We start from the raw sequence: 25,325 nt of genomic DNA on the forward strand, positions 1-25,325 counted from the left end.
CCTCCGGCAGTATCAGGCGTGCTGGATGTTGTCCTTGGCCTCTGCTGCCTGGTCCATCACATCCGAGACGGCGGTCTCGCCTTCTGCCTTGACGTGCTCGGCGGCGTCGGCGGCGGTAGCCTTGACGTTCTCCAGGGCTTCCTGGGCGGGCGCCTGGAGGCCCTGCGCCACGTCCTTCGCTGCTTCCGTGAGTTCGGTGGTGAGCGGTTCCGCCGCCGTCGTGAGGGCGTCGGCGGCTTCCCTTTCTTTCTCACTGGCAGGGATGAGTGATGCCACCAGCAGGCCGGCGCCGAAGGCGATCAGCCCGGCAGCGAGCGGATTGCCCTGCGCTTTGCCGGCCAGCTTGTGGGGCACGTCGCCGATCACGGCACCGGTATCTCCGATTGCCGAACCGGTGCCGTGCCCAGCGGAATGCCGGCTGCCTGTTACGTGGTCGGCTGCTCCCATGACTTTCTCCTTCACACCGGAAACGGCGTCCCTGACCTTCTCTGTCTGGCGCTGGACAACGTGCGACGGCGTGACCTTGTCCGCCACTGCGTCGACGTTGGTGCCAAGGCGACGGCGGGTCTCTTCTATGTCTGAACGGATATCGTCCGGGTTTTCACTCATCGTTTTTCCTCGCCTGGTTTGAGGGTTTCTGGGATTTCCTGCAGGGTTTCGGCCGTCTGGGGCAGGCCTTTGACGGACTTGAGTTCTTTACGGCCCATGGATGCCAGGATGGCGGCCACGATCCCCCACAGAACAGCCACGACGACGGCGGACCAGCCCAGTCCCATCAGCTCACCCAGTGCGTACCAGAGGGCGATGGACAGGAAGAGGAGGACAAAATGCCCGGCAATGCCGGCGCCGGCCAGCAAGCCTGCGCCTTTGCCTGCCCTGGTTGTTGACTGCTTCAGTTCAGCCTTGGCCAGTTCCACTTCCTGGCGCATCAGGGTGGAAATGTCCCGGGTAACCTCGCCCAGCAGGTCTCCCAGGGAGGTGGTGTCCGCCTTCGCGTGCGCGGGCGTCGGAGGGCTTTCGTTGTCGGTCATCGCGGCCCACCGCTGTCGGGACCGGTACCGAACGGATACTCAGCCTCGGCTACGTCATGCCCCGCCAACGGATCATCAGACCCGCGGTCACGGGAACGGTCACGGATGAGCGGATCGTCTGCCGGCTGTCCGTGTCCGGTCGGATCATCGGCCATCCTGTCGGCGGACCAGGGATCCTCCGCCGGCTGGTTGCTGTCCGGGGGAGCGGGCGGGTAGGTCCCGGCCGGCGTGCCGGCGGGCATGGCGGTCTCGTTCCCCGGTGCGGCGCTGCCGCCGGCATATCCGGCCGTCGTGGCGTCCGGGCCCGGGAGCTGGACAGGAGGAGGGGGTACCGCCATGCCTGCTGCGGGCACGAAGCGTTCGCTTGCGGCAGTACCGGGCGGCGGTGTGACGGGGCCGGATGCGGTCGTACTGGCGGAAGCAGGCACGCCGTCGCTGAGGCTCCTGCTCAGTCGTCCGGCCAGGACGCCTGCCCCGGCTGCCAGCAGGAGGAACGCGCCCGGACGCCGCCGCGCGAAGGACTTTACTTCCTCCAGAAGCGAGCCCGGATCCCTGTCGTCGAGCCATGACGCCACGGATGAGGACCGTTCCGCTGCCTGCCGCACCAGATCGGATGCAACACCGGGCTGGTCCGAGGCGACGGCCATGGAATGCAGTTCCTCGGAGATTGACCGGAGGCCGGCGGCAACCTTTTGCTGCTGCGTACCTGCCTGGTCCGTGAGGTCTGACCTGGCCTGCTCCAGAAGATCCCTGGCGCTCGATTTCACTTCCGAGGCAACGTTGGCGACCTCGGTTTTTGCGGTTTCGGCCACATTCCTGGCCGAGTCTGCGGCCTGCCCGGCGACGTCCCCTGCCTCGTCCTTGACCGTTTCCGTGGTGGACGCAGCAGTGCGCGGCGGGGGCGTTATGCTTTGCGCGCCCGGTGCTTGCCGGGTGGACTGAGAGGGGGCGTAGGTCCCGTCCTGAGGCCATTGATTCTCTGTCATCTTCGCTCTCTTTCCAAGAAGATCGGCTGCGGATCAAGAACCAGAAATACTGGTAGTAAAATAGTAAGCATGATTACCATCAGGGGTAAGTACCGATGCATAGCGAAGGTGAACCGGCTGCGACTGAACCGGAGACCCAGTTAATCTGTGTCCCAAGAATGCGAACGCGAGGGGAGGCGGAACCGGAACCCTGAGTTGATGATCCGGGGCACGTTCGCCAACATCCGCTTGCACAACCAACTGGTGCCCGGCACCGAGGCGGATTCACCCGGCATATTCCGGGCGGGGACCGGACGAGCATCTTCGACGCCTCCACGAAATATCTCGCGTACCACGTCTCGCTGATCATGATCGCCGGCGCCTAATACGGTTCGGGCTCCGCCAGGGAGGTTTACTCCATCATCGGTCTGGCCGGAGGGAACACGATCCCGGACCGGGTCTCGGTGCGGGCCACGCGCGGCGATGCCGCCACAGAATTCCCGGTGCTCGTGCGGATCGACACCCCGGCGGAGGCAGCCTACTTCCGGCACGGCGGAATTCTGCAGTACGTCCTACGCCAACTCCTGCCCGGCCGACGCCCTGGCGCCGGGGCCGGCAATCGTCCCGGATGGTTGCCGGTGGCCCCACGGCAAGCCCCGGAAGGCCGCTTCATCGGTCGCGGTTCCTTGGGTGCGGGCGTCACTGCCGGCCAGAAGCCAGGGGAATGACGATGACCCGCAACGGCCGACACCACGCATCACCTGGGCGGGCCTGCCGCTATGGCTGGTGCTGCGGTGGGCTAAGTTGCCGACGGCGGTCACTGACCGTAGGGAGAACAGCCCGGTGCCGTTTTGATGTTAGACGGTGTCTGATTATTGATTGAAGGGCTGTAAGCCGGTCACGGTTGACCTGGCATCCTGTCCTGCCCTCAACTGTTCTCGCCGGTCCCAGTACACGGCGTCCGGCCCGGCCCGTGCTCCAGCGGCGACCTGGTGGGGGCTCAGAAGGGTGACTACGACGTCGTACTTCATGACCAGGATGTCCGCAATCAGGCGGCGGTGGCAGCGCCACCACAGGCTCTCGCTGCACATCACGGTCGTGCTCGCCGTGACAGTGTCCGTTCACAGCCGACCCAGAGCCGCGTTGAATGGCGGAGTCCGGTATATGCGGCGTAGGCGCGGAACGCGGCCACGGTCCACCAGATATCCGGTTCCGGGCTCTCCGGCCGGAATCCGCCGGCGGCCGCCAAGATCCTCCTCCCACCGGTACTCAACGTCGGCGTACGGAAGCCACTTGCCTAGAGCATCCCGGCCCATGTCGGGGTGCTTGCGGCTGCGGGGAAACCGCCGCACGTCGACTAGTTTCCGGGCTCCGGCCGCCAGTAGAATTTCGGCCAATTCTTTCCGCGGGCTCATGCCGTGGCCGACGGTAAACATCTGCGGCCTCTGTTCGGGTGCTTCCATACGGGCAGTCTCGCCCCCGATCCTAGCCGTCCATCCTGGGCCGGAGCCCCGCTACACTCGTAGTCGCCGGCAGGCATTGGTCCGCCGTCGCTTTTTGCTGGCGAGAGGACTATCGATGACCCAAAAATTCAAGGTCGGCGACCAGGTGCAATGGAACTCCGAAGCTGGCTACGTCGAAGGTCAGATCACCAAGGTCCACACCCGGGATACCCCAGGGCGGGGCGCTGAAGAAAATCTAGTCCTGCTCCGTGCCTACCTAATGGGGCGTGGAGAGGAAAGGGCGGGAGTCCGTCGCCGGCGAGTCGTCTCAGACGGCGGCAGGGTGCGGGTGTCAGTCATTGAGGCCTCCGGCGAGCAGTTCTTCCAACCCGTGTTTGAATTGGCGTTGCCGCCGTGGGCCGGGTGCCGCACCTTGGGCGCGGACCTGCCGCTGAGGATGATGCTGCGGTGGGCTATGTTGCCGACCGCGATCATGGACTGTACGGCGAACATTTCATCCAGGGCCTGCCAGTGCAAACGGCCGGCGGCACTTTCGGCAGCCGTTGGGGTGCGGTTGGATAGCGGGTTGCCCCGGACGGTGGGGGCGGAGGGGGACGGCGCTCCAGAGCAGCGGTAGAAAGTCCAAGTCCGTGAGCCTCCGCCACATCGCGGCTGCCGTTGGTTCGGATGTCACCGATGGCAGGTCAGCCGGAATCGCGTATCCCTCACCGGGTCCGAAGAGCCCGAAGCAGTTGATTCCGCTCTGGAGGATCTTTCGGTCGGTGAAGGGTATCCCCGTAATTCGCATGCCCCGGTAACCGGGCGCCTCACCCAGGAGCAGCACTTTCGGCTTGTGATCCGCCATTTTCAGCAGATACAGCTCCAGATTCAACCGCCGCAGGGCGTTGTCGGGGTTGGAAACGTCAAAGGGGTTAAAGCTGTTCTGGCCGGGGCTGGCACCGGCCAGCTGATCGACGAAGGACTTAATTGAGCTGGTGTTCATAATGGGGGCGTCACTTACGTCCGGGCTGGTCGCTTTTGCCTGCGCTGCGGTCGGACAAACCCTACCGTGGATTCGTGCGGAGCACCTGTGCCGCTGCCAACCCTAGCCGCTATGGATAACCGGGCGTAGATTGTTGCCATCGTGGCAGCACAGCAGACGTTTGTGATCGCGGGCGCCGGACTGGCGGGGCGAAGGCCGCCGGGGTGAAGGGCAACCCGCCGGAGTCGTATGCCGAATACGACGCCGACCCGCGCCTGGGCACCGGGCCGGCTCCTTCGACCGGCCCATCCCGGATTCCCCTTACAGGCGGAAGACCCCCATAGTGACGCACTGGCAGGAGCACCATGATGAACAAAGAACAACTCGACCTCAGCCGTGCACTGGCCACCCAGCTGCGGGTGGATTCCATCCGCTGCAGTACCCAGGCCGGCTCCGGACACCCCACCTCCTCCCTCTCGGCAGCAGACCTGATGGCGGTCCTGCTGGTGGAGCACCTGCACTATGACTGGGACCAACCCCATTCTCCGGACAACGATCACCTGATCTTCTCCAAGGGCCACGCCTCCCCGCTGCTCTATTCCATGTACCGGGCGGTCGGGGTCGTCGATGAAGAGGAGCTCATTAGCACCTACCGCCAGCTGGGGGCCAGGCTGGCGGGGCATCCCACCCCGGCCCTGCCGTGGGTCGATGTCGCTACCGGCTCCCTGGGCCAGGGCCTGCCTGACGCCGTCGGGGTCGCCTTGGCGGGAAAATACCTGGACAAGCTGCCCTATCATGTGTGGGTTTTGTGCGGGGACAGCGAGACGGCCGAGGGCTCAGTCTGGGAGGCCCTGGATAAGGCCAACTACTACAAGCTGGGGAACCTTACCGCGATCGTGGACATCAACCGACTGGGCCAGCGCGGACCGACCGAACTCCAATGGGACGTGGACCGGTACGCCACTCGGGTGGAAGCGTTCGGCTGCCGCCCCGTCGTCGTCGACGGCCACGACCTGGAAGCCGTCGATGCGGCGCTGACGCAGGCCCGCGCCGGCACCGACCAGCCGACCGTGATCCTGGCCAGGACCATCAAGGCCAAGGGGGTCCCGGAGCTGGAGGACAAAAACGGCTGGCACGGCAAGGCCCTCCCGCCGGAGATGGCTGACCGCGCCATCGCGGCGTTGGGCGGCCCGTCCAGTCTGCGGATCAAAACCATTTCTCCGTCCGCAGGATCCTCGGGCCCCGCGGCCCCGGCTATCACCGCGGACCCCACGGCCGCCGTCGTACTTCCTGCGTACGAACTGGGCGACAAAGTGGCCACCCGGGCAGCCTTTGGCGCTGCGATTGCCGCACTGTCGGCCCGTCCGGAGGTCGTCGTCCTCGACGGGGAGGTCGGCAACTCCACGCATGCCGAAGAATTCCACAAGGTCTGCCCCGAGCGGTACTTCGAAATGTTCATCGCCGAGCAGCAACTGGTGGCATCAGCCGTCGGCCTATCGATACGAGGATACGTCCCTTTCGCTTCCACCTTCGCTGTGTTCTTCTCCCGTGCGTATGACTTCATTCGTATGGCCGGGATCTCCCAGGTCAACATCCGCCTGGTTGGCTCCCACGCCGGAGTCGAGATCGGCGAGGACGGACCGTCCCAGATGGCCTTGGAGGATCTGGCCGCGCTACGTGCCGTGCACGGCTCCATCGTCCTGTACCCGGCCGATGCCTCGTGCACCGCCAAGCTCACCCTCCAGATGGCCGATACAGACGGCATTGTGTACCTGCGCACCACCCGGGGCTCCTACCCGGTGGTCTACCCGGCCGGGGAATCGTTCCCGATCGGCGGGTCAAAGGTCCACCATGCCGGACCCGACAACCAGGTGGCCCTGATCGGGGCCGGTGTGACGCTGCACGAGTGCCTGGCAGCGGCCGAGGAGCTAGCAGGATTGGGCATCAAGGCCCGGGTCATTGACGCCTACTCGGTCAAACCCATCGACCGGGCGGCCCTGATTGAGGCCTGCCAGGTCACCGGCAGCCGCCTGGTCGTCGTCGAGGACCACTACCCCGAGGGCGGACTCGGCAGCGCCGTACTGGAAGCACTGGCCAACGCCTCCGTCCCGGCACTGCGGGTCGCGCATCTGGCCGTGCAGGGGTTGCCCACGTCCGGCAAGCCGGCCGAACTTCTCGACGCCGCCGGCATATCCTCCCGCCATATCGTCACGGCTGCGCGCGGGCTGGCCGGCCAGTGATGTCAAGAATCTGTATCTGGAGAACCAGATAAACAAGGACGGCCATGAAAGCGACACAGCAACTGCACGACGCCGGCCAAAGCCTCTGGCTGGGCACCATCACCCGCAACCTGCTCGACAGCGGCACGCTTGAACATTACATCACCGAAGATTCGATCACCGGGCGCAGTATTGCATCAGCTGCAACAATCACTGTTTAAGCGGGAACCTGACTTATCGGTCCGAGTCCTATTCGCCGGGTTCAGGTTCAGCGGAAGCCTTTAGCGGAAGCGTCAGTGGGACGAGTGGTGAACGCTACGCGGCCGGGACTACTTGCGGAGCCGGAAGGCTGAGGTCCGTCCGGGTCCGGCGACCAAGTCCCCGGCCTTCGGGGAACTCAATAAATGTAACGGGGCGCCGAAGGTGACCGGCTACCGGGCCCTGGTCGACGCCGACGAGGGCCCGGTTACCGGCTGTCGCCGTGCGGCTGTGCTTCCGGAGGTGGCGAGGTCGATACCGCGGGTCTCCGGGAGGCCGAAGGTGGCGAGCAGGCTCACCAGGCTCACGCCGGCGAGAAGCAGGCCGATGGCGGGGCTCCCCAGGCTGGCGCCAAGCGATACAGCCACAAGCGGCGTGACGCCACCGCCGACCAGCGCTCCGAGGTTGTAGGCCATTCCGGCACCCGTGTAGCGGTAGCGGGTGGCGAAGAGCTCCGGCAGGAAGGCGCCCACCGGGCCGTAGATTCCGGCGACGATCAGCAGCGTGCCCGACAGCCCGATGGCAAACGACCAGGTCGTGCCGATGTCGAGGATAGGGAAAAGCAGGAGCGACCAGGGGATCGCCACGACGCACGAGCCGACGATCACGGCTCGGCGGCCGATCCTGTCGGAGAGGACTGCGCTGGCAATTGTGCCGATTGCGAAGAACATGGCGCCGACGATTCCAAGCGAAAGGATGGTCGGCCGGCTGTGCCCAAGGCCCTCGGCGCTTGTGCCGTAGCTGCTGAGGAAGGCTGTGCCGATGTAGAAGAAGGCGAACAGCATCATGGTGGAGGCGCCGCCCAAGAGGATCTGGCGTGGCTGGTTGCGCACCGACTCCCAGACGGGCAGCCTGCGTGGCGCTGCCGAGACGGCGCTCTCGTCGCTGGCTTCCTTGAAGACGGGAGTCTCTTCGATCTTGAGGCGGATGTAGAGGCCGATCATGACGAGCACGGCACTCCCAATGAACGGAATGCGCCAGCCGAACGTGAGGAATGCGTCCGACTTGTCGCCCAGTGACAGATTGATGATGAGGAAGGTCGCACTCGCGAGGGCGAAGCCAATCGACGGGCCCAGCTGGGGGAAGGCTGCGAAGAGGCCCCGGTGCTTGGGCGGGGCGTACTCGGCGGCGAGAAGTGCCGCGCCGGCCCATTCACCGCCAACGGCGAATCCCTGAAGAAATCGGAGGACAACGAGGATGATCGGTGCGGCGACCCCGATCACGCTTGCGTCGGGCAGCAGCCCGATAGTGACCGTCGCGATGCCCATGATGAGAAGGGTGATGACGAGCGTTTTCTTCCGCCCCATCCTGTCACCGAAGTGGCCGAACAGGACAGCACCGAGGGGACGCGAGACGAAGGCGACGGCGAAGGTTCCGAACGAGGCGAGAGTGCCGGCCGCCGGGCCGGAGTGCCGGGAAGAAGACCTGGGGGAAGACGAGGGCCGCAGCCGTGCCGTAGATGAGGAAGTCGTAGAACTCGATGATGCTGCCCATCGAGCTGGCGACGGCGACCCGGGCCATCGAGGTGCGGGGCGGACCGGACCGGGTCGCAACCGGTGCGAGGCTTTCGAGCATGCGATATCTCCTTTGACATCGGTCGTCGAGACTGTGTTGTTTCGACGCGGAGATGTCATCGTGCCAGCGCCGTGCGGTTGCCACCACCTCCCAATGGAGGTGCTTATCGCGCCACCGGTCAGGGCAAGAGGCGGAGCCTGCGCGCCACCACAACGGCCTCCGTACGGCTGTGCACGTCCAGTTTCGCCATGATCGACTGCATGTAGCTCTTCACCGTGACTGCCTTAAGCGAGAGCCGGTTGCCGGCTTCGACGTAGGAACAGCCGAGCGCCACTTGGGCGAGCACATCGGTCTCCCGTCGCGTGAGGTGCGGGGCGCCGGCCGGTGCGGCGTCGGAGCCCTCGAGCCGTGCGGTCACGGCGAGGATGCGCTGGGCGAGCTCGGGATCATCCGTGATGCGAGCAACGGAGAGGAGTTCGGCATGCGCAAGCCGGACGATCTCGAGGAGGTCACGGTCCCGTGGCTCCGCGGCCAGGCTGTGGACCACCCGGAGAATCGAGACCCGGTGGTCCACCTCGTCGCGAATAGCCAGTTCCCGCGAGATCCTCGAGGCGCCGGCGCTGAGTTCGTTCACAACGCAATCGCCGATCGATGTGCGCTCGCGCGTTGCCGTGTAGAGGATGCACCGGGCGCGGCTGTCCACGAGGATGGGGAGCACCACCATGGTCCGCAGCCCCTCGATGCGCACGGCTTCGTCGTGATGATGGGTGATGCTGTCGGAGTCGAAGTAATCGGCCACCCCGATGGTGCGCGCCTGGGACAGGGCGCGTCCGCCAACCCCCTCGCCGGGCTGCACGCTGAGGTTCTTCAGGCCGTGTGTCGTGGTGCCGAAGAACTCGGTGATGGTGAGCTCGGTGCGGTTCACGAGGCCTGCGAAGAACACCCCGGAGCCTGTCCGGGCTGCGGTCTCCCTGATCGCCCGCCTCAGCAGGTCGCGGTCACTCGGACGGTAAACGTCGTTGTCATGCCCTGTCATAGCGCCCTTCCCCAGCTGGATAGAACACTTAGATGGAGCAGTTGTAAGGAGCTGCTAGCCGGAGCGCCCGTCGAGTTTGTCCTGGATGCGACGCGCCACTTCAGCGGTGGGTGTCGAGCGGGGAAAAACGGCCACTACCAGGTCATCCTCGGCCGGGATGGATGCGGGGTCCCCCTGCGGCAGCACCCCGAAAATGCGGCGCACCGCCAGCAGTTCGTGTTCCAGGTTCCCCAGGGAACCACGAGGGGAATCCAGCATCATTTCGCGCAACACATAGTTATGGGTTGACGTGACCGCGGCGGCGAACCGGATTGCATCAAGCGTTGATATGCCTGGGAGAGCCCGGCGGAGGTAGTCCGAGAAAAGCCGTTCATAGCGGGAAACCATGATCGTTTCCCGGTCCCGGAGCGCGGGCACGGCCTGCACCACGTGGTAGCGCTTTTGGGCCACTTTCCGGCGTGCGGAAAACTTCCCAAAGACGATTGCCGCGGCCTGGCACACAGCCTCCCACGGATCCGGATGGCTCGCCGCCAGGTAGGCGGTGAGCTCATCGAGCAAGGCTTCGTGGTCGGCAAAGATCACGTCTTCCTTGGCACGGAACTGACGGAAGAAGGTACTGCGGGAGACTCCGGCAGCCAGGGCAATATCGTCCACGCTGGTCGCATCGTAGCCATTGTCGGTGAACAGATCCAGGGCGGCCTCGGCCACCTCGGAACGGAAATTAGCCACTGATGCCATCCCGGTACAATAGCAGCGCGTCACCCTGTCCGCCGCCGCCACAGAGCGCTACGGCGGATTTGCCGCTGCCGCGCCGCATCAGCTCATGGACGGCAGAGACCACCAGCCGCGCTCCGGAGGCACCGATCGGATGTCCAATGGCGATGGCGCCGCCGTTGACGTTGACCTTGTCCAAGCTCAGGTCCAGGGCCGCAGCGGAGTGCGCCACCACCGAGGCGAAGGCCTCGTTGATCTCCACGAAGTCGAGGTCCCCGGCCGTCCAGCCGGCGCGGGCCAGGGCCGCGGTGATTGCCTGCGCCGGCTTGTCCGGCAGCGTTGTGTCCGGCCCGGCGATCTGCCCGGCGGGCCCGACGATGGCCAGCACCTCGAGCCCGTGGGCTTCGGCGTAGCCGCGGGTCACCAGAACGACGGCGGCGGCGCCGTCGTTCAGCGGCGAGGCATTTCCGGCCGTGACGGTCCCCGCCGCCGTGAAGGCCGGCTTCAGTCCGGCCAGCACGTCCTGGGTGGACTGCGGGCGGATGCCCTCGTCCTGGCTTACCAGTGCGGGTGCGCCGCTTTTCTGCGGCACCGCAACAGGGGCAATCTCGGCGCTGAATCTCCCCTCGGTCTGGGCCGCGGCCGCCCGCTGGTGGGACAGCGCCGCGATCTGGTCCTGCGTCTCGCGGGAAAGCTGAAGCTTCGCGTTGGCGCGGTCTGTGGCAATGCCCATCAACTCCTGGTCAAAGGCATCCGTGAGTCCGTCGTAGCCGGCCGAGTCCACGGCCGTGATGCCGCCGTAGAGGTAGCCGGCGCGCGAGCCGGTGAGCAGGTGCGGCGCCTGGCTCATGGATTCCTGGCCCCCGGCGACGACGACGTCCGCCTCGCCCAGTTTGAGCAGCCTGACGCCCTGGATGATGGCCGTCAGCCCGGACAGGCAGACCTTGTTCACGGTGACGGCGGGGGTGCTGAGCGGTATTCCTGCCGCGACGGCGCTTTGCCGCGCCGGGTTCTGCCCCGCGCCGGCCGTCAGGACTTGGCCCATGATGACCGCATCGACGGCCGCCGGCTCGATCCCGGAGCGTTCCAGGGTTGCGGCGATGGCGGCGGCGCCCAGCTGCACAGCACTCAGCGAAGACAGCTGCCCCATCAATTTTCCTTGAGGCGTGCGGGACGCACCCACAACGACTATGTCCTGGCTGCTCATTTGGTGCCTTCCTTGCTGAGGCCTGGGGCGCTGATGTCCAAGGCGCGCAGCCGCGACTTCAGGACCTTGCCGGTGGAGTTGTGGGGGAGCTCGTCGGGGAAGAGGATCCTGTCCGGAACTTTGAATCCGGAGAGCATGCCCTTGACGTGCGAGCGGATTTCCTCGGCCGTGACCGAGCCGGAGCTGCTGCGGATGACAAAGGCAACCGGGCGTTCGCCCCATTTCTCGTGCGGGACGCCGATCACGGCCACGTTCAGTACCGCCGGGTGGCTGATGATGGCCTGCTCCACCTCAATGGTGGAAATGTTTTCGCCGCCGGAGATGATGATGTCCTTGGCCCGGTCCTTGAGCTGGATGTAGCCGTCGGGATGCATGACGCCGAGGTCTCCGGTGTGGAACCAGCCGCCGCGAAAGGCATCGGCTGTGGCCTCGGGATCCTTGAAGTAACCGAGCATCACGTTGTTGCCGCGCAGCACGATTTCGCCAAGGGTTGCGCCGTCGGCCGGGACATCGAGCATGTCCAGGTCCACGATGCGCGCCGTTTCGGCCTGCAGCATCCCCACCCCCTGGCGGGAGATTTTAACGGCCCTGTCCTGGGCGGACAGATCATCCCACTCGGCCTGGTGCTCACAGATGGTGTAGGGGCCATACACCTCGGTCAGCCCGTAGACGTGGACCACGCTGATCCCGATCGACTCCAGGGAGGTGATGATCGCGGGCGACGGCGGGGCGCCCGCCGTCGTGATCCGCAGCGGCACCTTCAGTTCGTGGGCCTGGGGTGCGCCGGCAATGATGCTGCACACTGTGGGGGCGCCGCAGAGATTGGTGACGCCGAGAGTGTCGATGGCGTCCCAGACTGTGTCCGCGCGCACCGCCCGAAGGCAGATGTGGACGCCCGCCACCGCCGTCACGGCCCACGTGGTGCACCAGCCGTTGCAGTGGAACATCGGAAGCGTCCAGAGGTAGCGAGTGTCGCCGGTGAAGTGATTGTGGAAGGTTTCTCCGAGCGAGTTCAGGTAGGCCCCGCGGTGCGAATACAGCACGCCCTTGGGCTTGCCGGTGGTGCCGGAGGTGTAGTTCAGGGTGATCGGGGCGCATTCGTCCTGGATGCCCCACGGAAGATCTGCGTCCTGGCCGCCGGGCGCAGCGAGGAAATCCGCATACTGCGTCGCGCAAATGCCCGCGGGGACCTCCGGATAGCTGATGGTGCTGTCAGGCACTTCGATCAACGCAGCGAGCTGCGTCAGACCCAGGTCCAGTCCCGCAACGGTGCCCAGCAGTTCCGAATCGGCAAACAGCAGCCTGGCTTCGGAATGCTCCAGGATGTACTGGAGCTCCCGGGCGGTCATCCGCGAGTTCAGGGCCACCAGGACGCCCCCGGCGAGGGGGACGGCGAAGTGGGCAATCAGCAGTTCCGGCACATTGGGACACAGGAAGGCCACGCGATCGCCTGGCTGGATCCGGCTCTTGATCGCCTTGGCCAGCCGCTGGGCTTCGGCAGCGAAGTCCCGGTAGGTGTAGGAGCGGTCGCCGTGGATGATCGCCGTCTTCTGCCCGAAGACCTCGGCGGAGCGCTGGAGGAACCGCAGGGGGCTCAGCGGGGATTCATTGGGAAGCTCAGTTGTGGTCATGGCGAGTCCTTAGGCGAAGGCGCTTTGTCCGGTGACATCGCGGCCGATCAGTAGGGTCTGAATGCTTTGCGTGCCTTCATAGGTATGGATGGATTCGATGTCCAGCAGGTGCCGGATCACGTGGTTTTCCAGCAGGATGCCGTTGCCGCCCAACATGTCGCGGGCAATGGATGCCAGCTCGCGGGCCTTGCGGGTGTTGTGGTATTTCGCCATCGAGGCCTGGGTGGGGCGCATCTGGCCGGCCGCATCAAGACCCGCCAGATGGAAACAATGCAGCTGCATGCTGGTCAGCTCCGAGAGCATGTACGCCAGCCGCTCCTGGACCAGCTGGAACTTTGCCAGTGGCTTGCCGAACTGTGTCCGCTGCGTGGCGTAGTTCAGCGCGGCTTCGTAGACGGCGGTGGCGTGGCCGAGGGCGGACCAGGCCACACCCAGGCGCGTGGCAACCAGGACCTCGGACGTGTCCTTGAAAGTGCGCGCACCGGGGAGCAGATTAGCCTTTGGGATGCGGACGTTGTTGAGCCTGATCCGGGCCTGGTGTATTGCGCGCAGCGAGGCCTTTCCGGTGATGGTCTCTGCCTCGTAACCCTCCCGGTCCTGTTCCACCAGGAAGCCGCGGACATCGCCGGCGTCATCGCGTGCCCAGACCACCGTGACATCCCCGACGGAGCCGTTGCCGATCCACTTCTTCTCGCCGTTGAGGACGTAGTCCTCCCCGGCGAGCGTGGCGGTGGTTTCCAGTGCCACGGAATCCGAGCCGTGGTCGGGTTCCGTCAGGGCGAAGGCGCCGAGCTTTTCGCCGCGGGCCAGCGGACCGAGCCACGTCCCGCGCTGGGCCTCGGAGCCAAAAAGGGCAATTGAGCGCAGCACCAGGCCGCCCTGGACTGCGATCACGGTACCCAGCGAACCATCCCCGCGGGAGATCTCCATGTTGACCAGCCCGGCGGCCAGCGGGGACATCGGCTCCAGACCCTGTACGTCAATGCCATCGGCCAGCAGGTTCATGCTGCCCATCCGCTTGGCCAGGTGGGCGGGGAACTCGGCGCGTTCCCAGTAGTCGTTCATCTGCGGCAGGGCCTCCCCGGTGAAAGCCCTAGCGCGCCTCCACACGTCACGGTCGGGTGCGGGAATGTTCGCGAAGACGGAGTAGTAGTCCGTGTCCAGCGGTTCGGCGACGTCATAGTCGGGCATGGTTTGCATCCTTTTTGGGGGAGGAATTGAGGAATGGCGTGGTTGGAAGCGGAGTTTGTTCGGGCGCCCCGCGCGCCTTTAGCTATTCGGCAAATCCGGAGCCGGGGTGGAATTCGGTTCCCCACACGCGCCGGGAGGCGCCGCTGAGGTCAAGCAGCGGTGTGAGGCCCCCCTGATGCTGCGGGAAGTTGGCGCCGAGAAGCATGCACAGATCCACTTCCGCCGGACCGGCCACCACCTTTTCGGCCAGCATCAGGCCCACCTCCTCAGCCAGGGCATCAAGGATCCGTGCCTGGATGGCGTCTGTATCAGGCACCGGCGGATTGCCGCCGTCGGCAGCCGGCAGCAGGGCGGCCGCCTCGGGAAGCACGGTGCCGGGCTTGTCCAGATAGCCGCGCAGCCGGGCATCCGCAATGGCTGCCAGGCTTGTGCTGACATAAAAACGGTCAGGGTAGGCGGCGTGCATGGTCTGGCAGATATGCAGCTGGACCGCGGGTCCGATGAAACCCAGCAGGGTCAACGGAGTCATGGGCAGCCCCAGCGGGTCCAAGGCGTGGTCCGCCAGTTCGATATCCGCCCCGTCATCAATGACCTGGAGCAGTTCACAGAACAGCCGGGTCAGGATCCGGTTCACCACAAAGCCCGGCGTGTCCGTAACCAGGACCGCAGTCTTGCCCAGCAGCCGGGCGAGCGAACAAGCGGTGGCGACGCTGGCGTCGTCGTTGTTTTCAGTCCTGATGATTTCCACGAGCGGCAGCACAGCCACAGGATTGAAGAAATGCAGTCCCACCAGGCGTTCCGGATGGGCCAGGCCGCGGCCCATCGCCGTCACGGACAGGGACGAGGTATTCGTCAGCAGCAGCGCATCGGCGCGCAGCAGGGGCTCGATTTCCGCGAGGACGGCGCGTTTGACGCTCAACTCCTCGAACACCGCCTCAATGACCACGTCACAGTTCCGGTACTCGTTCTTATCCACCGTTCCGCGGACAAGATTGCCAAGCTCCCGCGCCGCCGTTTCGCTGAGCTGCCCGCGGCGCACCAGCTTGTCCAGGTGTGCGGCGACCCACGCAAGCGCGCCATCCACCTTTGCCTGGGATAGATCGGTGATCAGGACCGGAACTCCAAGCTGCTTGGCAAAGACCAGGGCGAGCTGGCTGGCCATGAGCCCGGCTCCGATCACCCCGACGCTGCGGACAGGGCGCGGATCAGCGCCGGGAGCGCCCGGCGGCCGTTGCCGTTCAATGGCCAGTAGGGCCGCGGCATATGCACCGGCCGATTTTCCGGGCGCTTGGGAGGCAGCTGGGCCAGCCCCCGCGAGCGAGGCAGTTTCAACGACATTGTCAGGAACCATGCCACCGTTCTACACTGAAACTCAGTTTCATGTCAATTGATACTGAGTTTCACGCTGGCCGCGTCGGGCTGGTCGTAGAGGCTGTAGAGCAATGTCTTCACCCAGGGCCAGCTGCTCTTGGGGGTGGCGGACATCAGGTTCGCCGCGTAGTGGGTGGGCACCGAAGATGTACGAATGCTGGGACGGGCTGGCCACGCGGCACCGGACCCCGCAGCCGGCGGCGCAGCGGACGCCCGCATGGGTGCCTGAAGCGAGGCGGAGGGCGGCTTTGCGCCGGGTTACACCCGGTGTGGACAGCCTTGAGCGGGTCCAGGGGCTCCGCCTGACCACAATGGGCATAACCCGGCGTCCTCAACGATGCCCGGACGGTCCTGCATCAGGCGCAACTTGGGGCTGATCCCGCTTCTAACCCCGCGCGCGAGGGTTTCCGGCGCTGGCGGGCCGCAGCTTCCCGATCAGCTGGTCAATGACCCCTGCATCGTCGATGGTGGAGGGGATCACGTACTCTTCGCCGTCTGCGATCTGCCTCATGGTCTTGCGGAGCATCTTCCCTGACCTGGTCTTGGGCAGTGCATCCACGACGGTGACGTTCTTGAAGTCGGCCACGGCGCCGATGTCCCGCCTAACGAGTGCGATCAGCTCCTGGACCAGTACCGGTTCTGCTACCTCTACGCCGGATTTCAGGACCACGTATCCGCTGGGATGTTGGCCTTTCAACGGATCGAATACACCAATGACCACACACTCTGCGACTGCAGGGTGCTGCCCGATGACCTGCTCCATGGATCCGGTGGACAGCCGGTGGCCGGCGACGTTGATGACGTCATCGGTCCGGCCCATGACGAAGAGGTACCCGTCTTCATCCTGGTATCCGGAGTCACCTGTGGCGTAGTAGCCATCGAACGCCTTCAGGTACGAGGAGATGTAACGGTCATCGTCCCGCCAGAGTGTAGTCAGGGTGCCTGGTGGCAAGGGAAGCCCAAGCACAATATTGCCCTCTTCCCCGGTATTGACGGCCCTACCGGCCCCATCCACGATGGCGAGCTGGAACCCGGGCATCGGCACGCTGGGCGAACCGGCCTTGACCATCATCTTCTCAAGACCCCGCGGATTCGCGCAGATGGCCCATCCGGTCTCGGTCTGCCACCAATGGTCAACCACGGGGACGTCAAGGACCCCGGCCGCCCAGTGGTAGGTATCGGTGTCGAGCCGCTCCCCTGCGGCGAGGAGGGTGTCCAGGCTGGAGGTGTCATAGCCGGCGAGCAGCTTAGCCTCGGGGTCCGCCTTCCGGATAGCCCGCAGTGCCGTGGGCGCCGTGAACAGGACATTGACTTTGTGGTCCTGGATCACCCGCCAGAAAGCACCCGCATCCGGGGTGCCCACGGGCTTGCCCTCGTAAAGGACAGTGGTGGCGCCGGCCATGAGCGGCCCGTACACGATGTAGGAGTGCCCCACCACCCACCCGACGTCCGAGGCCGTCCACATAACGTCCCCCGGACCGGGCGATGAGATTCTTCGTGACACCCTCCGCGGTGTCAGCCTCGTATAGGTCAAACCAGCCAAGCTACTTGTCACCTAGGGGCAGCTATAGGAGTACTGGGCCTTCCCATGCTGTGACGGGTCCTGCCGTCGGCGAGACCAGTCACGCCTTCCTTCCGGTAGGCGGCCATGTGCCGGAACATCGTCCGTTCGGTCATGGTCACCCCGGCTGCCGCCAATTCGACCAGCTTCGCCTCGATACGAGCTCCAAGTGGAATGGCGGGATCGTACTCTGGCGTCGTCCCGGTGGCGTCAGGGAGGGTCCCGTTTAGCACCTCGTGCACGTGCCGGTGGAGGAACTCGACGTGCCTACGCGTGCCAGGGTCGAGTCCCTCCAATGCCGCGACTGTGTCCAGTGGAGGCAGAGGTGTGGGGGAGTCAGGGAGGTAGGACGTGTCCAATAGCAGCTCGGTCACGCCCACGCGTCGGATGCGGTCAGTGGCAAGGTTCTTCAATGCCAGCTCTGTGCCGTCCTGGGCGATGACCTGCCATGACGCGCCGTCGAACTGGATGAAGTCGAAGAGGCGGACCGTCCTCATGACACCGCTTCCGGCACGGAATCCGAGGCAGGCTCGCGCACTGGTACAAGGATGGACTCCGATGACAGGGGCCCGCCAAGGTCCGATTCGAGCGCGCCGCCGAACAATAGGTGCAGTACGTAGGCGTGGACAACGGAGGAATCCAGCTTCAGTGTCCGGGCCGCGCCGCACCCCGGCCGCCAACGAAGTCGCAGGAGCGAACGCCTCCGGGATCACCGGAACAATCGAACACGAAGGGACGAACCGCTCATGGCGGTAGCCCGAGAGCCAGCGAAGGTTCGAGGCAAAAGGCTCCACCAGACCTGTGAAAACCTCGTACTCCCAGCCGATCTGGCCACAGACCTCACGGGTCAGTTCAAACTGCCGCTCAGCAGAGGCCAAACGGTCCGGGTGTCGCACGTCCACAACCCGCGCTCTGCCGTCGGCGAGACGGACGAAGAAGTCCGGAACATGCCCGCGCGCCCTCAGTATCCTTCGGCCACAACAAGGCGAATGGCTGAGAGGCGATCCCGACAACGTCCCGGTCGTGATCAGCGGCCATCAGGAATTCCCGCTCCAGCAAACTCTCGAACCCCACATGAGCGCGGACCGTGCTGGACCACCACGAGCCTTCGTAGTTCCGCTTGCCCGGCCACGCAAAGAACGACCGCACCGGCAGCGTCGATTCGAACCGAGACGACGCGACATCGCACGACAGCCCGGCATCGAACATGCCCTTCTCGAAACGGGCCAGTACGCGAACGGATCCCGTCGCGTTCACAGGCAACGACCTCAGACCACCCTGAACCACGCTGACAGGTTAACTGAGACAGACAAGGGGATCCCGTAGGCTGACCGATTCAATGAGAAAACTGACAACAATGTTGAGTGTCCCGTCTCAAATAAGGTGAACCACCTCGCCACGGAATTGCGCGGTTTGGGTCAACTAAAGTGAGACAAGTTTCCCCGATTTGTCTCACTTTAGTTGACCCAAATCGTCGAATCCTGCCGTTGACGTCGCGTCTACCTCTGCTGCCTATCATCCGAATCGTCAGCAAGTGGCGCCGGGCACCAGGGCGAGGTCCCGTAAGGGGAACCCTGACCGGACAGTCCTAGGCGTCAAGCCCTGCTGATCACTGCTGGCCGCCTGGCATCCAGCACTCTGGACTCTGAGCACGCCACGCGTACATTGACGAGGCACCGAGATGGACCGGGGTCGCGTGTGAGCGGGTGCCATTGTTCCCAGTCGTCGGTTCCGGCGTAGTGGCTGGCTGAGAGGGTCTTCCCGATCCCGGGAGGTCCGTAGCACAGGGCCGATGTATCGGTGGGAGCGCACGGTGTCGGCGAACTCCGTGAAGCGGCGATGTTCTCGCATGGTGACGAACGCCGGCCGGGTGTCTGCGTGAGGCGGTGGTGCGGTGAACTCGTCGAAGTGGCCGCTGAGGAACCGGCGTCCGTCATCGCCGGGAGCGAAGAGAAGTCCCTTCTCTTCGATGGGAGCGAAGAGAAGGGACTTCGGAGCTCGTCCTCGGCCTTGGACGCTATTCGGTAAACACCTTCTTCGCTATCCCCATCGCACCCATCCCCTTGGGCCAGCCGGCGTAGAGGGTGACGTGGGTCAGGGCTTCGATGAGCTCTTCCTGGGTCACGCCGTTCTCAACGGCACGGCCGAGGTGGAACTCGAGCTGGGGGTAGTCGCCGCCGGCGGCGAGCACCGCGACGGTGATGAGGCTGCGGTCGCGGGCGGAGAGCTCGGGGCGGTTCCAGACGTCGTCGAAGAGCACATCGTCGGTGAGGGCGGCGAGCTTCGGAGCGAAGTCGCCGAACAGGCGGCGTCCGCCGCCTATCTGCTTGGGCTGGTCAGTCATGAGGATCTTCTTTCATTGGTGGGGTGGGCGGTTGGTTCTACGGTTGCAGCAGCACTTTGATGGCGCGGCGTTCGTCCATCACCGATCATCTTCTGCATCGGGGCTTGTTCGTTGTCGGTCATGATGGCTTTTTGGGGATTGTGGCGGCTCCTGGGGGTGGCTGGGTTAGAGATGAAAGGCAGTCCGGGAGGACCGCACCGGGCTGATAGCTGGAGCAGCGGTTCGTGGCGCTGCTCCAGCCGGAGGTCAGTCCGCGTCAGTGGACAACGCGAGCTGCTCCTGCGCCTCGAGCGCCGTGAGGCGATCCTGCAGAACCTGATGCGTTGTGCCGTAGGCGTCGGAGCCGAGCAGCAGTCGTAGCGGCGCGGGCTCGACATCCACACTGTCGATCATCGCGGCGGCCATCTTGCCCGTGTCACCGAGCGCATCGACACCGATCAGTCCGCGGAACGCGTGGGCCGGGTTGCCTTCGTAGGCGGCGAGCTCGTCGGCGATCTGCGCGCTGCCTCTGAGGAAGTCGGTGCGCGCTGCACCGGGCTCGACGATCGTCACACCGATGCCGAATGGGGCAACCTCTTGCGAGACCGACTCCGCAAAGCCTTCGATGCCCCACTTTGTGGCGTGATACATCGACGAGCCGGGGAAGGTGACCTGCCCGCCGTAGCTGGAGATCTGGATGATCCGTCCCCCGCCCTGTGCACGGAGGTGTGGCAGCGCAGCGCGGATCAACTGGATCGAGCCGGAGAGGTTGGTGTCAATGATGTGCTGGATCTGCTTGTCGGAGAGCTCTTCGGCCGCCCCGAAGAGTCCGTAGCCGGCGTTGCTGACTACGGCGTCGATGCGGTCAAGGTCTCCGAAGGCGCGGTCGACGGTCGAGCGCACGGCGGCGGCGTCGGTAACGTCGAGCAGCTCAACGCGGAAGGCGTCGCCGTACTGCTCCTGCAAGTCCGCGACGGTTTCGGGCTTACGCACGGTGCCTACGACACGGTCACCGCGCGTAAGCAGCTGCTCGGCGAGCACCCGACCGAAGCCGCTGGATACACCGGTGATGAGCCAGGTGCGCTTGGCGGTGATGGAATCGGTGGTCATGGTTCTCCTTTTACGAGGTCGGCCGGTTAGGAAGGTTTTGGGTTCGTTTAGAGATGAGGAGGCCGCCGTCGACGCTGCGGGTGGTGCGCGACGCTGTTGCGTCGAGTGTCCCGCGCACCGAGCACGACCGTGTGGCCACGCGTGGCGGGACCTGGCGGGGGCCCGGCTGACTTTCTGCCCGTTCCCAGGATCCCTATTCTCACGATTCGCCTCCGGGCCTGTCAGCGGGTGGTCGGGAGGGCGACGCCGCTGTGGTCGGCGAGCTGTGCGATCAGTTCGTCCTGAAAGCCTTGGTTCAGGGTGGCCGGGTGGGGTGCCTGCTGGTGCATGTGGTGCCAGTGCCCGCCGGTGACTTCGGCTCCGGGGTCGTTGCTTCCGGCCAGCCATGCCTGGGTGCGGTGGCCTTCGCGGAGGTCATCCGACGCCGCAGGCCCGCCCATGCGGGTGGGCACCCAGCCGGGGTCGACGGCGTTGCTGAAGGTATCAGGCCAGGTGCGGGCGAGGAACATCGTGAATGCGGTAATGAACAATTTCGAGTCGGAGTACGTCTTGGTGGATCGGGTCCCGGACCAGTCTGCGCCGGTCAGGTCGGCCCGCCCGCCGCGGTGCATACCGCTGCTGAGGTACACCAGCCGGTCCGGGCGCTCGATCAGGGCTGTGAGCAGGTAAGGGGCGACGACGTTCACTGGTAGGAGCGGGAACCCGTCAACGACGCCGGCGTTGTGGATGATGGCGTCCATCCGGCCTATGCTGTTGACTTGCTCTGCGACAGCGAGAACGTCGTCGGTGTGGGCGAGATCTCCGACGACGACCCGTGCCCCGCGCGCGGTCAGGTCGATCAAGGCGTCGACCCGGCGGTCGTTGCGCGCGTGGAGGACGAGCTCGTGCCCGTCGTCGAGAAGCGCGAGGGCGGCGTTTCGGCCAAGTCCTTCGGAGGATCCGGTGATGAAGATGCGGGACATTCGAGGATCTCTTTCCTGGTGTTCGGTGGTGTCAGTTCTGGTCGATGAGAGCACCGCGGCGGGTGAGGACCCAGACAAGAAGCGCGACGACGACAATGCCCAGTGCGGTGCCGGTGATGGTGGTCCACCCTCCGGTGGCCCACAGCGGCCCGGCGAGGGCGGAGCCGATCGCGCCGCCAAGGAAGTTGCTGACGACGAACGCGGTGTTCAGGCGGCTCCGGTTCTGGCCGGGCAGGGACAGCAGCCGGGTCTGGCCGAGCACGAGGGTGGCCTGGGCGGCGAGATCCAACACGATGACGACCACGATCAGGGCGATGACGGAGGACTGTGCCAGCCATGCGCCGACGAAGGACACCGCAAGGAGGCCGAGCGTGACTCCAGAAACCGGCACTGACCAGCCGCGGTCGTGAAACATGCCCGCGCGCCGTGCGGCGACTGCACCCACGAGGCCCGCGAGGCCGAACAGGCCAATCTGGCCAACGGTGAAGGAGAATGGCGGCGCGGACAGCAGGTAGGTCAGCGAGGTCCAAAACAGGGAGAACACGGAGAACACGGCGGCGCTGATGAGGATTGTGGGCGCGGCGGCACGGTGCTGGGCGACGGTGGTGAATACGGACCCGAGCAGACGGAAGTAGTTCGTGGCCGGGCGCTTTTCCAGCCGTGGGATCAGAAACGAGAGCACGACGGCGAGAGCGACGGTGAGGATGGCGGCGAGGACGTAGATGGCGCGCCAGCCGACGTACTCTGCTACAGCTCCGCTGATGGTGCGGGACAGAAGGATGCCGATGAGGGCTCCGGAGGCGATGGTGCCCAGCACACGCCCGCGCTGTTCGGGTGCCGCCAGCTCACTGGCCAGCGGGGTCAGCAGCTGCGCGGAAACGGTGGTCAGGCCCACTCCGCCGAGTGCGGCGAGCAGTAGCGAGAAAGTGGGGGCGACGGCCGCGCCGATGAGGGCGAACGCTGACATTCCGAGAATGAGGGGGATCATCCTCTTGCGGTTGAGGACGTCGCCAAGGGGGACGATCAGGAAGATCCCGAGCGCGTAACCGATCTGGGTGACGGTTACCAGCGACGCGGCGACAGCGGAAGAGACCTCAAGTGAGCCTGCGATCTCTTCGATGAGGGGCTGCGCCCAGTAGAGGTTTCCGACGGCGAGGCCGGCGGCGATCGCGAAGGTAATGGTCCGCGTGCGCGTCATGCCACTGCTGGCGAAAGTTGAATTGATTTTCGTTACTGATGATGGCGTGACACTCATAGCCGATGTCCTTCTCTCTGACGCCGCTCTCGCGCGCCAATCCATGAAACAAGGCCCGGGCGGGCCGCTAGCACGTGCGGCCCGCTCGGGGCGTGGTCTAGGTCCTAGGCCTCGTCGATGACGATGCCGAAGGACTCGGGGTCGAGGCTCTCGAGGTCGAGGGTGTCGCCGGTGTCCAGGGCATCGATCCGTGCCAACTCGCTGGTGGTCAGCTCGAAGTCGAACACGTCGAAGTTCTCGGCGATGCGTTCGGCGTTGATGGACTTGGGGATGGCGGAGCGGCCCTGCTGGATGTGCCAGCGCAGCATGACCTGTGCATTCGTCTTGCCGTAGCCCTCACCGATGGCGCGGATCGTGGTGTCGTTCAGCGGGTTGGAGGCCTCACCGTTGTAGCTGCGGATACCACCGATCGGGGACCACGCCTGGGTGATGACGCCGTGCTCGGCGTTCTTTGCTTGCAGCTCGGCACGGATGTTGTACGGATGAAGTTCGATCTGGTTGACCGCCGGCACGATGTCGGTCTCAGCGAGCAGTGCGTCCAGGCGGGCCGGCAAGAGGTTGCTCACACCGATGGCGCGGACAGATCCGTCGGCGAGGAGCTTCTCCAGTGCCTTGTAGGCCTGGATGGTGCGCTCGAACTTCGCGGGCAGCGGCTGGTGCAGGAGCAGCAGGTCCAGCTGCTCGACGCCGAGCTTCTTCGCACTCTTCTCGAACGCGTGCAGCGTCTCTTCGTACCCGTAGTCGGTGACCCACACCTTGGTTTCGATGAACACCTCTTCCCGCGGCACCCCAGAGCGGCGCAGGCCCTCACCAACCTCCCGCTCGTTCAAGTAGGCGGCGGCGGTGTCAATGTGGCGGTACCCGAGCTCCAGCGCCGTCTGCACGGCTGTGACCGTCTCCTCCGGAGCAGTCTGGAACACGCCCAGGCCGATCGCGGGCATGGTGACGCCATTGTTGAACGTGATTGTCGAAGACATCTCTTCTCTTTCCTTCTTTCGGTTCAATGTTGAAGTTGGAGCGCACTCCCACGACAAGGTGTCCAGTCGAATCAGAAGCACGACCGCAGGACGACTGGCGCAGCGCTTAGGAGGCCTCCGCCGCGACACCCGTTGCGGGCTTGTGGTGGGCTCGCATGTCGCCGACGCCGTCAGCATCGACAACTCGCTCGTGAAAACGCCACGTTCCCTCTTCGAATACGAAAGTGTCGATGTAACGCCCCTGGAAAATCAGCTGCAGCGGGAAGTCCTTGGTTACCTGGATCGAGTCGACGTACGAGACGCTTTGAGCGGTTGCACCGTCCTCCGCGATGTCGATGATCAAGTTGCTCACCACATGCCGGGTGCCAAGCCTGTCACCGTAGACACGAATGACCTGGAGGGCAGCGAGATGCTCCTCGGCGCCGTGGCAGATCACATCGGGCGATAGCTGCCAGCGTGCGTTCTCGAACAACGCGGCCGCGCCGGCCAAGTCAGCGCCATCCAGACGATGGCAGTAGGTGTAGATCAAGCGTGTGATCGCCGATTCGGCGTCGCGACGCTGCTCAGATGTCAGCATGTTTTCCTTCACTTTTAATCGGCAGTACGACTGCCCCTGTTCGCGCTGGGCTCCGGAGCGTTGACTGCTACAAATCTGAATACCCGAGTCCAGACGGAGACCTGGGAACCCTTCTGGCGCGCCGGTTTTAGTGCCGAACTTCGGAGGCTGGATGCACGCTGTCTGACGGCAGCAAACTTGATTACAAGGAAGCGGATACCGTGCATCCGTATAACGAAATTATCATAGAAGCGGATACGCTGCAACCGCTTTGATAGGCTCTTGCACATGAACGACGTCAAGTTGCGTAAGGATGCCGCCCGCAATCGCGCACGACTCTTGGAAGCAGGGCGCGAGGTCTTCGCCCAGCGGGGCCTGGATGCGACCCTGAACGATGTCGCCCACCATGCCGGCGTAGGTGTGGGCACCGCGTACCGACGATTCGCGAACAAGGAAGACCTCATCGACGCGATTCGATGTCAGCAGGACAATGAACTCGAGGCAATCCTGAATGAATCTCTCGCCATGGATGACCCCTGGGACGCACTCGTGCTCTATTTGGAGAAATCGCTCGCTCTGCATGTGAAAGATCGGGCGATGGCTCAGCTCCTCACAGGCCGCCGCGTCAGGCCGGAAATGCACGATCAGAGCCGCAACCGGCTCGCGCCTCTCGTGAATCGCGTCGCCGAACGTGCACGCGACGCCGGAGTCATACGCGCAGACGCTACCGGCACCGATCTAGTCTTCCTCCAGATAGCCTGCATCTCCATCAGCAACGTCGTGCAGGACGGCCCCGAGATTGAAGAACGCAGCGATTCCCGCGACCTATACCGCCGCTATCTATGGGTCATGCTCGATGGCCTGATCCCTCAACGCGGCGACACCGCACCACTCCCCGTACAGGCACTTACGACGGTGCAGCTCCACGCACTCCTCAGCGATCCCATCAACGCGGACAACTCACAAGCGGCGCGAAGCACCTGACCCCGCCATTGCGGCGCGTTGTCCTACTTGCACCG

Annotated in this window: 23 protein-coding genes and 3 pseudogenes; 5 read left to right on the plus strand and 21 right to left on the minus strand. The window is 64.8% G+C overall.

Features of this window, described 5'->3' with window-relative positions; all coding sequences use genetic code 11:
* Window positions 1-12 precede the first annotated feature (12 nt).
* From ACQCSY_RS20130 to ACQCSY_RS20145, 4 genes and pseudogenes are all read right to left on the minus strand, one after another.
* Window positions 13-609, minus strand: a complete 597-nt coding sequence (locus ACQCSY_RS20130) for a DUF3618 domain-containing protein (RefSeq protein ID WP_427131568.1) — start codon at window positions 607-609, stop codon at window positions 13-15.
* Window positions 606-1,031: a phage holin family protein gene (locus ACQCSY_RS20135; RefSeq protein WP_427131570.1), complete on the minus strand. Its 426-nt coding sequence runs from the start codon at window positions 1,029-1,031 to the stop codon at window positions 606-608. Before ACQCSY_RS20135 ends, ACQCSY_RS20130 begins: the two co-directional genes overlap by 4 nt.
* Complete coding sequence (locus ACQCSY_RS20140) at window positions 1,028-2,017, minus strand: hypothetical protein (RefSeq protein WP_427131572.1); 990 nt, start codon at window positions 2,015-2,017, stop codon at window positions 1,028-1,030. The genes ACQCSY_RS20135 and ACQCSY_RS20140 overlap by 4 nt, the downstream gene beginning before the upstream one ends.
* An 851-nt stretch (window positions 2,018-2,868) precedes the next feature.
* Window positions 2,869-3,459 (minus strand): annotated as a pseudogene (locus ACQCSY_RS20145) (DUF488 family protein).
* Between the two features lie 115 nt (window positions 3,460-3,574).
* On the opposite strand from ACQCSY_RS20145, the gene ACQCSY_RS20150 reads away from it, so the two are divergent.
* The 4 genes from ACQCSY_RS20150 (at window position 3,575) to ACQCSY_RS20165 (ending at window position 6,860) form a co-directional block, all read left to right on the plus strand.
* Window positions 3,575-4,075, plus strand: a complete 501-nt coding sequence (locus ACQCSY_RS20150) for a DUF2945 domain-containing protein (protein WP_427131574.1) — start codon at window positions 3,575-3,577, stop codon at window positions 4,073-4,075.
* Between the two features lie 216 nt (window positions 4,076-4,291).
* Complete coding sequence (locus tag ACQCSY_RS20155) at window positions 4,292-4,429, plus strand: hypothetical protein (RefSeq protein ID WP_427131576.1); 138 nt, start codon at window positions 4,292-4,294, stop codon at window positions 4,427-4,429.
* A 356-nt stretch (window positions 4,430-4,785) separates the two neighbouring features.
* Window positions 4,786-6,660, plus strand: coding sequence for a transketolase (locus ACQCSY_RS20160; RefSeq protein ID WP_427131578.1), 1,875 nt, complete (start codon window positions 4,786-4,788; stop codon window positions 6,658-6,660).
* A gap of 44 nt (window positions 6,661-6,704) precedes the next feature.
* The gene (locus ACQCSY_RS20165) at window positions 6,705-6,860 is read left to right on the plus strand and encodes a hypothetical protein (protein WP_427131580.1); all 156 of its coding nucleotides are present in this window, start codon (window positions 6,705-6,707) and stop codon (window positions 6,858-6,860) included.
* A 210-nt stretch (window positions 6,861-7,070) separates the two neighbouring features.
* Here the strand turns inward: ACQCSY_RS20165 and ACQCSY_RS20170 are convergent, their stop codons facing one another.
* The 17 genes and pseudogenes from ACQCSY_RS20170 to ACQCSY_RS20250 form a co-directional block, all read right to left on the minus strand.
* Window positions 7,071-8,531 (minus strand): MFS transporter, encoded by a 1,461-nt coding sequence (locus ACQCSY_RS20170; RefSeq protein WP_427131581.1) that lies wholly within the window; start codon window positions 8,529-8,531, stop codon window positions 7,071-7,073.
* A gap of 59 nt (window positions 8,532-8,590) precedes the next feature.
* Complete coding sequence (locus ACQCSY_RS20175) at window positions 8,591-9,448, minus strand: response regulator transcription factor (protein ID WP_427131583.1); 858 nt, start codon at window positions 9,446-9,448, stop codon at window positions 8,591-8,593.
* A gap of 54 nt (window positions 9,449-9,502) precedes the next feature.
* Window positions 9,503-10,156: a TetR/AcrR family transcriptional regulator gene (locus ACQCSY_RS20180; protein ID WP_427131584.1), complete on the minus strand. Its 654-nt coding sequence runs from the start codon at window positions 10,154-10,156 to the stop codon at window positions 9,503-9,505.
* A gap of 13 nt (window positions 10,157-10,169) precedes the next feature.
* A complete protein-coding gene (locus ACQCSY_RS20185; RefSeq protein WP_427131586.1) occupies window positions 10,170-11,369 on the minus strand; it encodes an acetyl-CoA C-acetyltransferase in 1,200 nt (399 codons plus the stop codon).
* Window positions 11,366-13,000 carry an AMP-binding protein gene (locus ACQCSY_RS20190; protein WP_427131587.1) on the minus strand — a complete coding sequence of 545 codons (1,635 nt, stop codon included), beginning with the start codon at window positions 12,998-13,000 and terminating at the stop codon, window positions 11,366-11,368. Before ACQCSY_RS20190 ends, ACQCSY_RS20185 begins: the two co-directional genes overlap by 4 nt.
* 9 nt (window positions 13,001-13,009) lie before the next feature.
* The gene (locus ACQCSY_RS20195) at window positions 13,010-14,191 is read right to left on the minus strand and encodes an acyl-CoA dehydrogenase family protein (RefSeq protein ID WP_427131589.1); all 1,182 of its coding nucleotides are present in this window, start codon (window positions 14,189-14,191) and stop codon (window positions 13,010-13,012) included.
* Between the two features lie 82 nt (window positions 14,192-14,273).
* Entirely contained in the window at window positions 14,274-15,542 is a 1,269-nt protein-coding gene (locus ACQCSY_RS20200) for a 3-hydroxyacyl-CoA dehydrogenase family protein (RefSeq protein WP_427131591.1), read from the minus strand.
* Between the two features lie 50 nt (window positions 15,543-15,592).
* Window positions 15,593-15,697, minus strand: a pseudogene (locus tag ACQCSY_RS20205) (transposase); the annotation flags it as partial.
* A 250-nt stretch (window positions 15,698-15,947) separates the two neighbouring features.
* Window positions 15,948-17,042: pseudogene (locus ACQCSY_RS20210) on the minus strand (AMP-binding protein); the annotation flags it as partial.
* A gap of 71 nt (window positions 17,043-17,113) precedes the next feature.
* Entirely contained in the window at window positions 17,114-17,620 is a 507-nt protein-coding gene (locus tag ACQCSY_RS20215) for a hypothetical protein (RefSeq protein WP_427131593.1), read from the minus strand.
* A 1,520-nt stretch (window positions 17,621-19,140) separates the two neighbouring features.
* On the minus strand, window positions 19,141-19,467 hold the full coding sequence (locus tag ACQCSY_RS20220) for a carboxymuconolactone decarboxylase family protein (RefSeq protein ID WP_427131595.1): 327 nt from the start codon (window positions 19,465-19,467) through the stop codon (window positions 19,141-19,143).
* Complete coding sequence (locus ACQCSY_RS20225; RefSeq protein WP_427131596.1) at window positions 19,464-19,589, minus strand: hypothetical protein; 126 nt, start codon at window positions 19,587-19,589, stop codon at window positions 19,464-19,466. The genes ACQCSY_RS20220 and ACQCSY_RS20225 overlap by 4 nt, the downstream gene beginning before the upstream one ends.
* A 124-nt stretch (window positions 19,590-19,713) precedes the next feature.
* Window positions 19,714-20,556: an SDR family oxidoreductase gene (locus tag ACQCSY_RS20230; protein WP_427131599.1), complete on the minus strand. Its 843-nt coding sequence runs from the start codon at window positions 20,554-20,556 to the stop codon at window positions 19,714-19,716.
* Between the two features lie 221 nt (window positions 20,557-20,777).
* Window positions 20,778-21,518, minus strand: coding sequence for an SDR family NAD(P)-dependent oxidoreductase (locus ACQCSY_RS20235; RefSeq protein ID WP_427131601.1), 741 nt, complete (start codon window positions 21,516-21,518; stop codon window positions 20,778-20,780).
* Window positions 21,519-21,549: 31 nt separating this feature from the next.
* Window positions 21,550-22,716 (minus strand): MFS transporter, encoded by a 1,167-nt coding sequence (locus ACQCSY_RS20240; RefSeq protein WP_427131603.1) that lies wholly within the window; start codon window positions 22,714-22,716, stop codon window positions 21,550-21,552.
* 161 nt (window positions 22,717-22,877) lie between these two features.
* Window positions 22,878-23,750 (minus strand): aldo/keto reductase, encoded by an 873-nt coding sequence (locus tag ACQCSY_RS20245; protein WP_427131605.1) that lies wholly within the window; start codon window positions 23,748-23,750, stop codon window positions 22,878-22,880.
* Between the two features lie 106 nt (window positions 23,751-23,856).
* The gene (locus tag ACQCSY_RS20250; RefSeq protein WP_427131607.1) at window positions 23,857-24,327 is read right to left on the minus strand and encodes a nuclear transport factor 2 family protein; all 471 of its coding nucleotides are present in this window, start codon (window positions 24,325-24,327) and stop codon (window positions 23,857-23,859) included.
* 267 nt (window positions 24,328-24,594) lie between these two features.
* On the opposite strand from ACQCSY_RS20250, the gene ACQCSY_RS20255 reads away from it, so the two are divergent.
* Entirely contained in the window at window positions 24,595-25,290 is a 696-nt protein-coding gene (locus tag ACQCSY_RS20255; protein WP_427131609.1) for a TetR/AcrR family transcriptional regulator, read from the plus strand.
* The last annotated feature ends 35 nt before the right edge of the window (window positions 25,291-25,325 follow it).

Source organism: Pseudarthrobacter sp. S9, assembly GCF_050156545.1.
Lineage (GTDB): Bacteria > Actinomycetota > Actinomycetes > Actinomycetales > Micrococcaceae > Arthrobacter.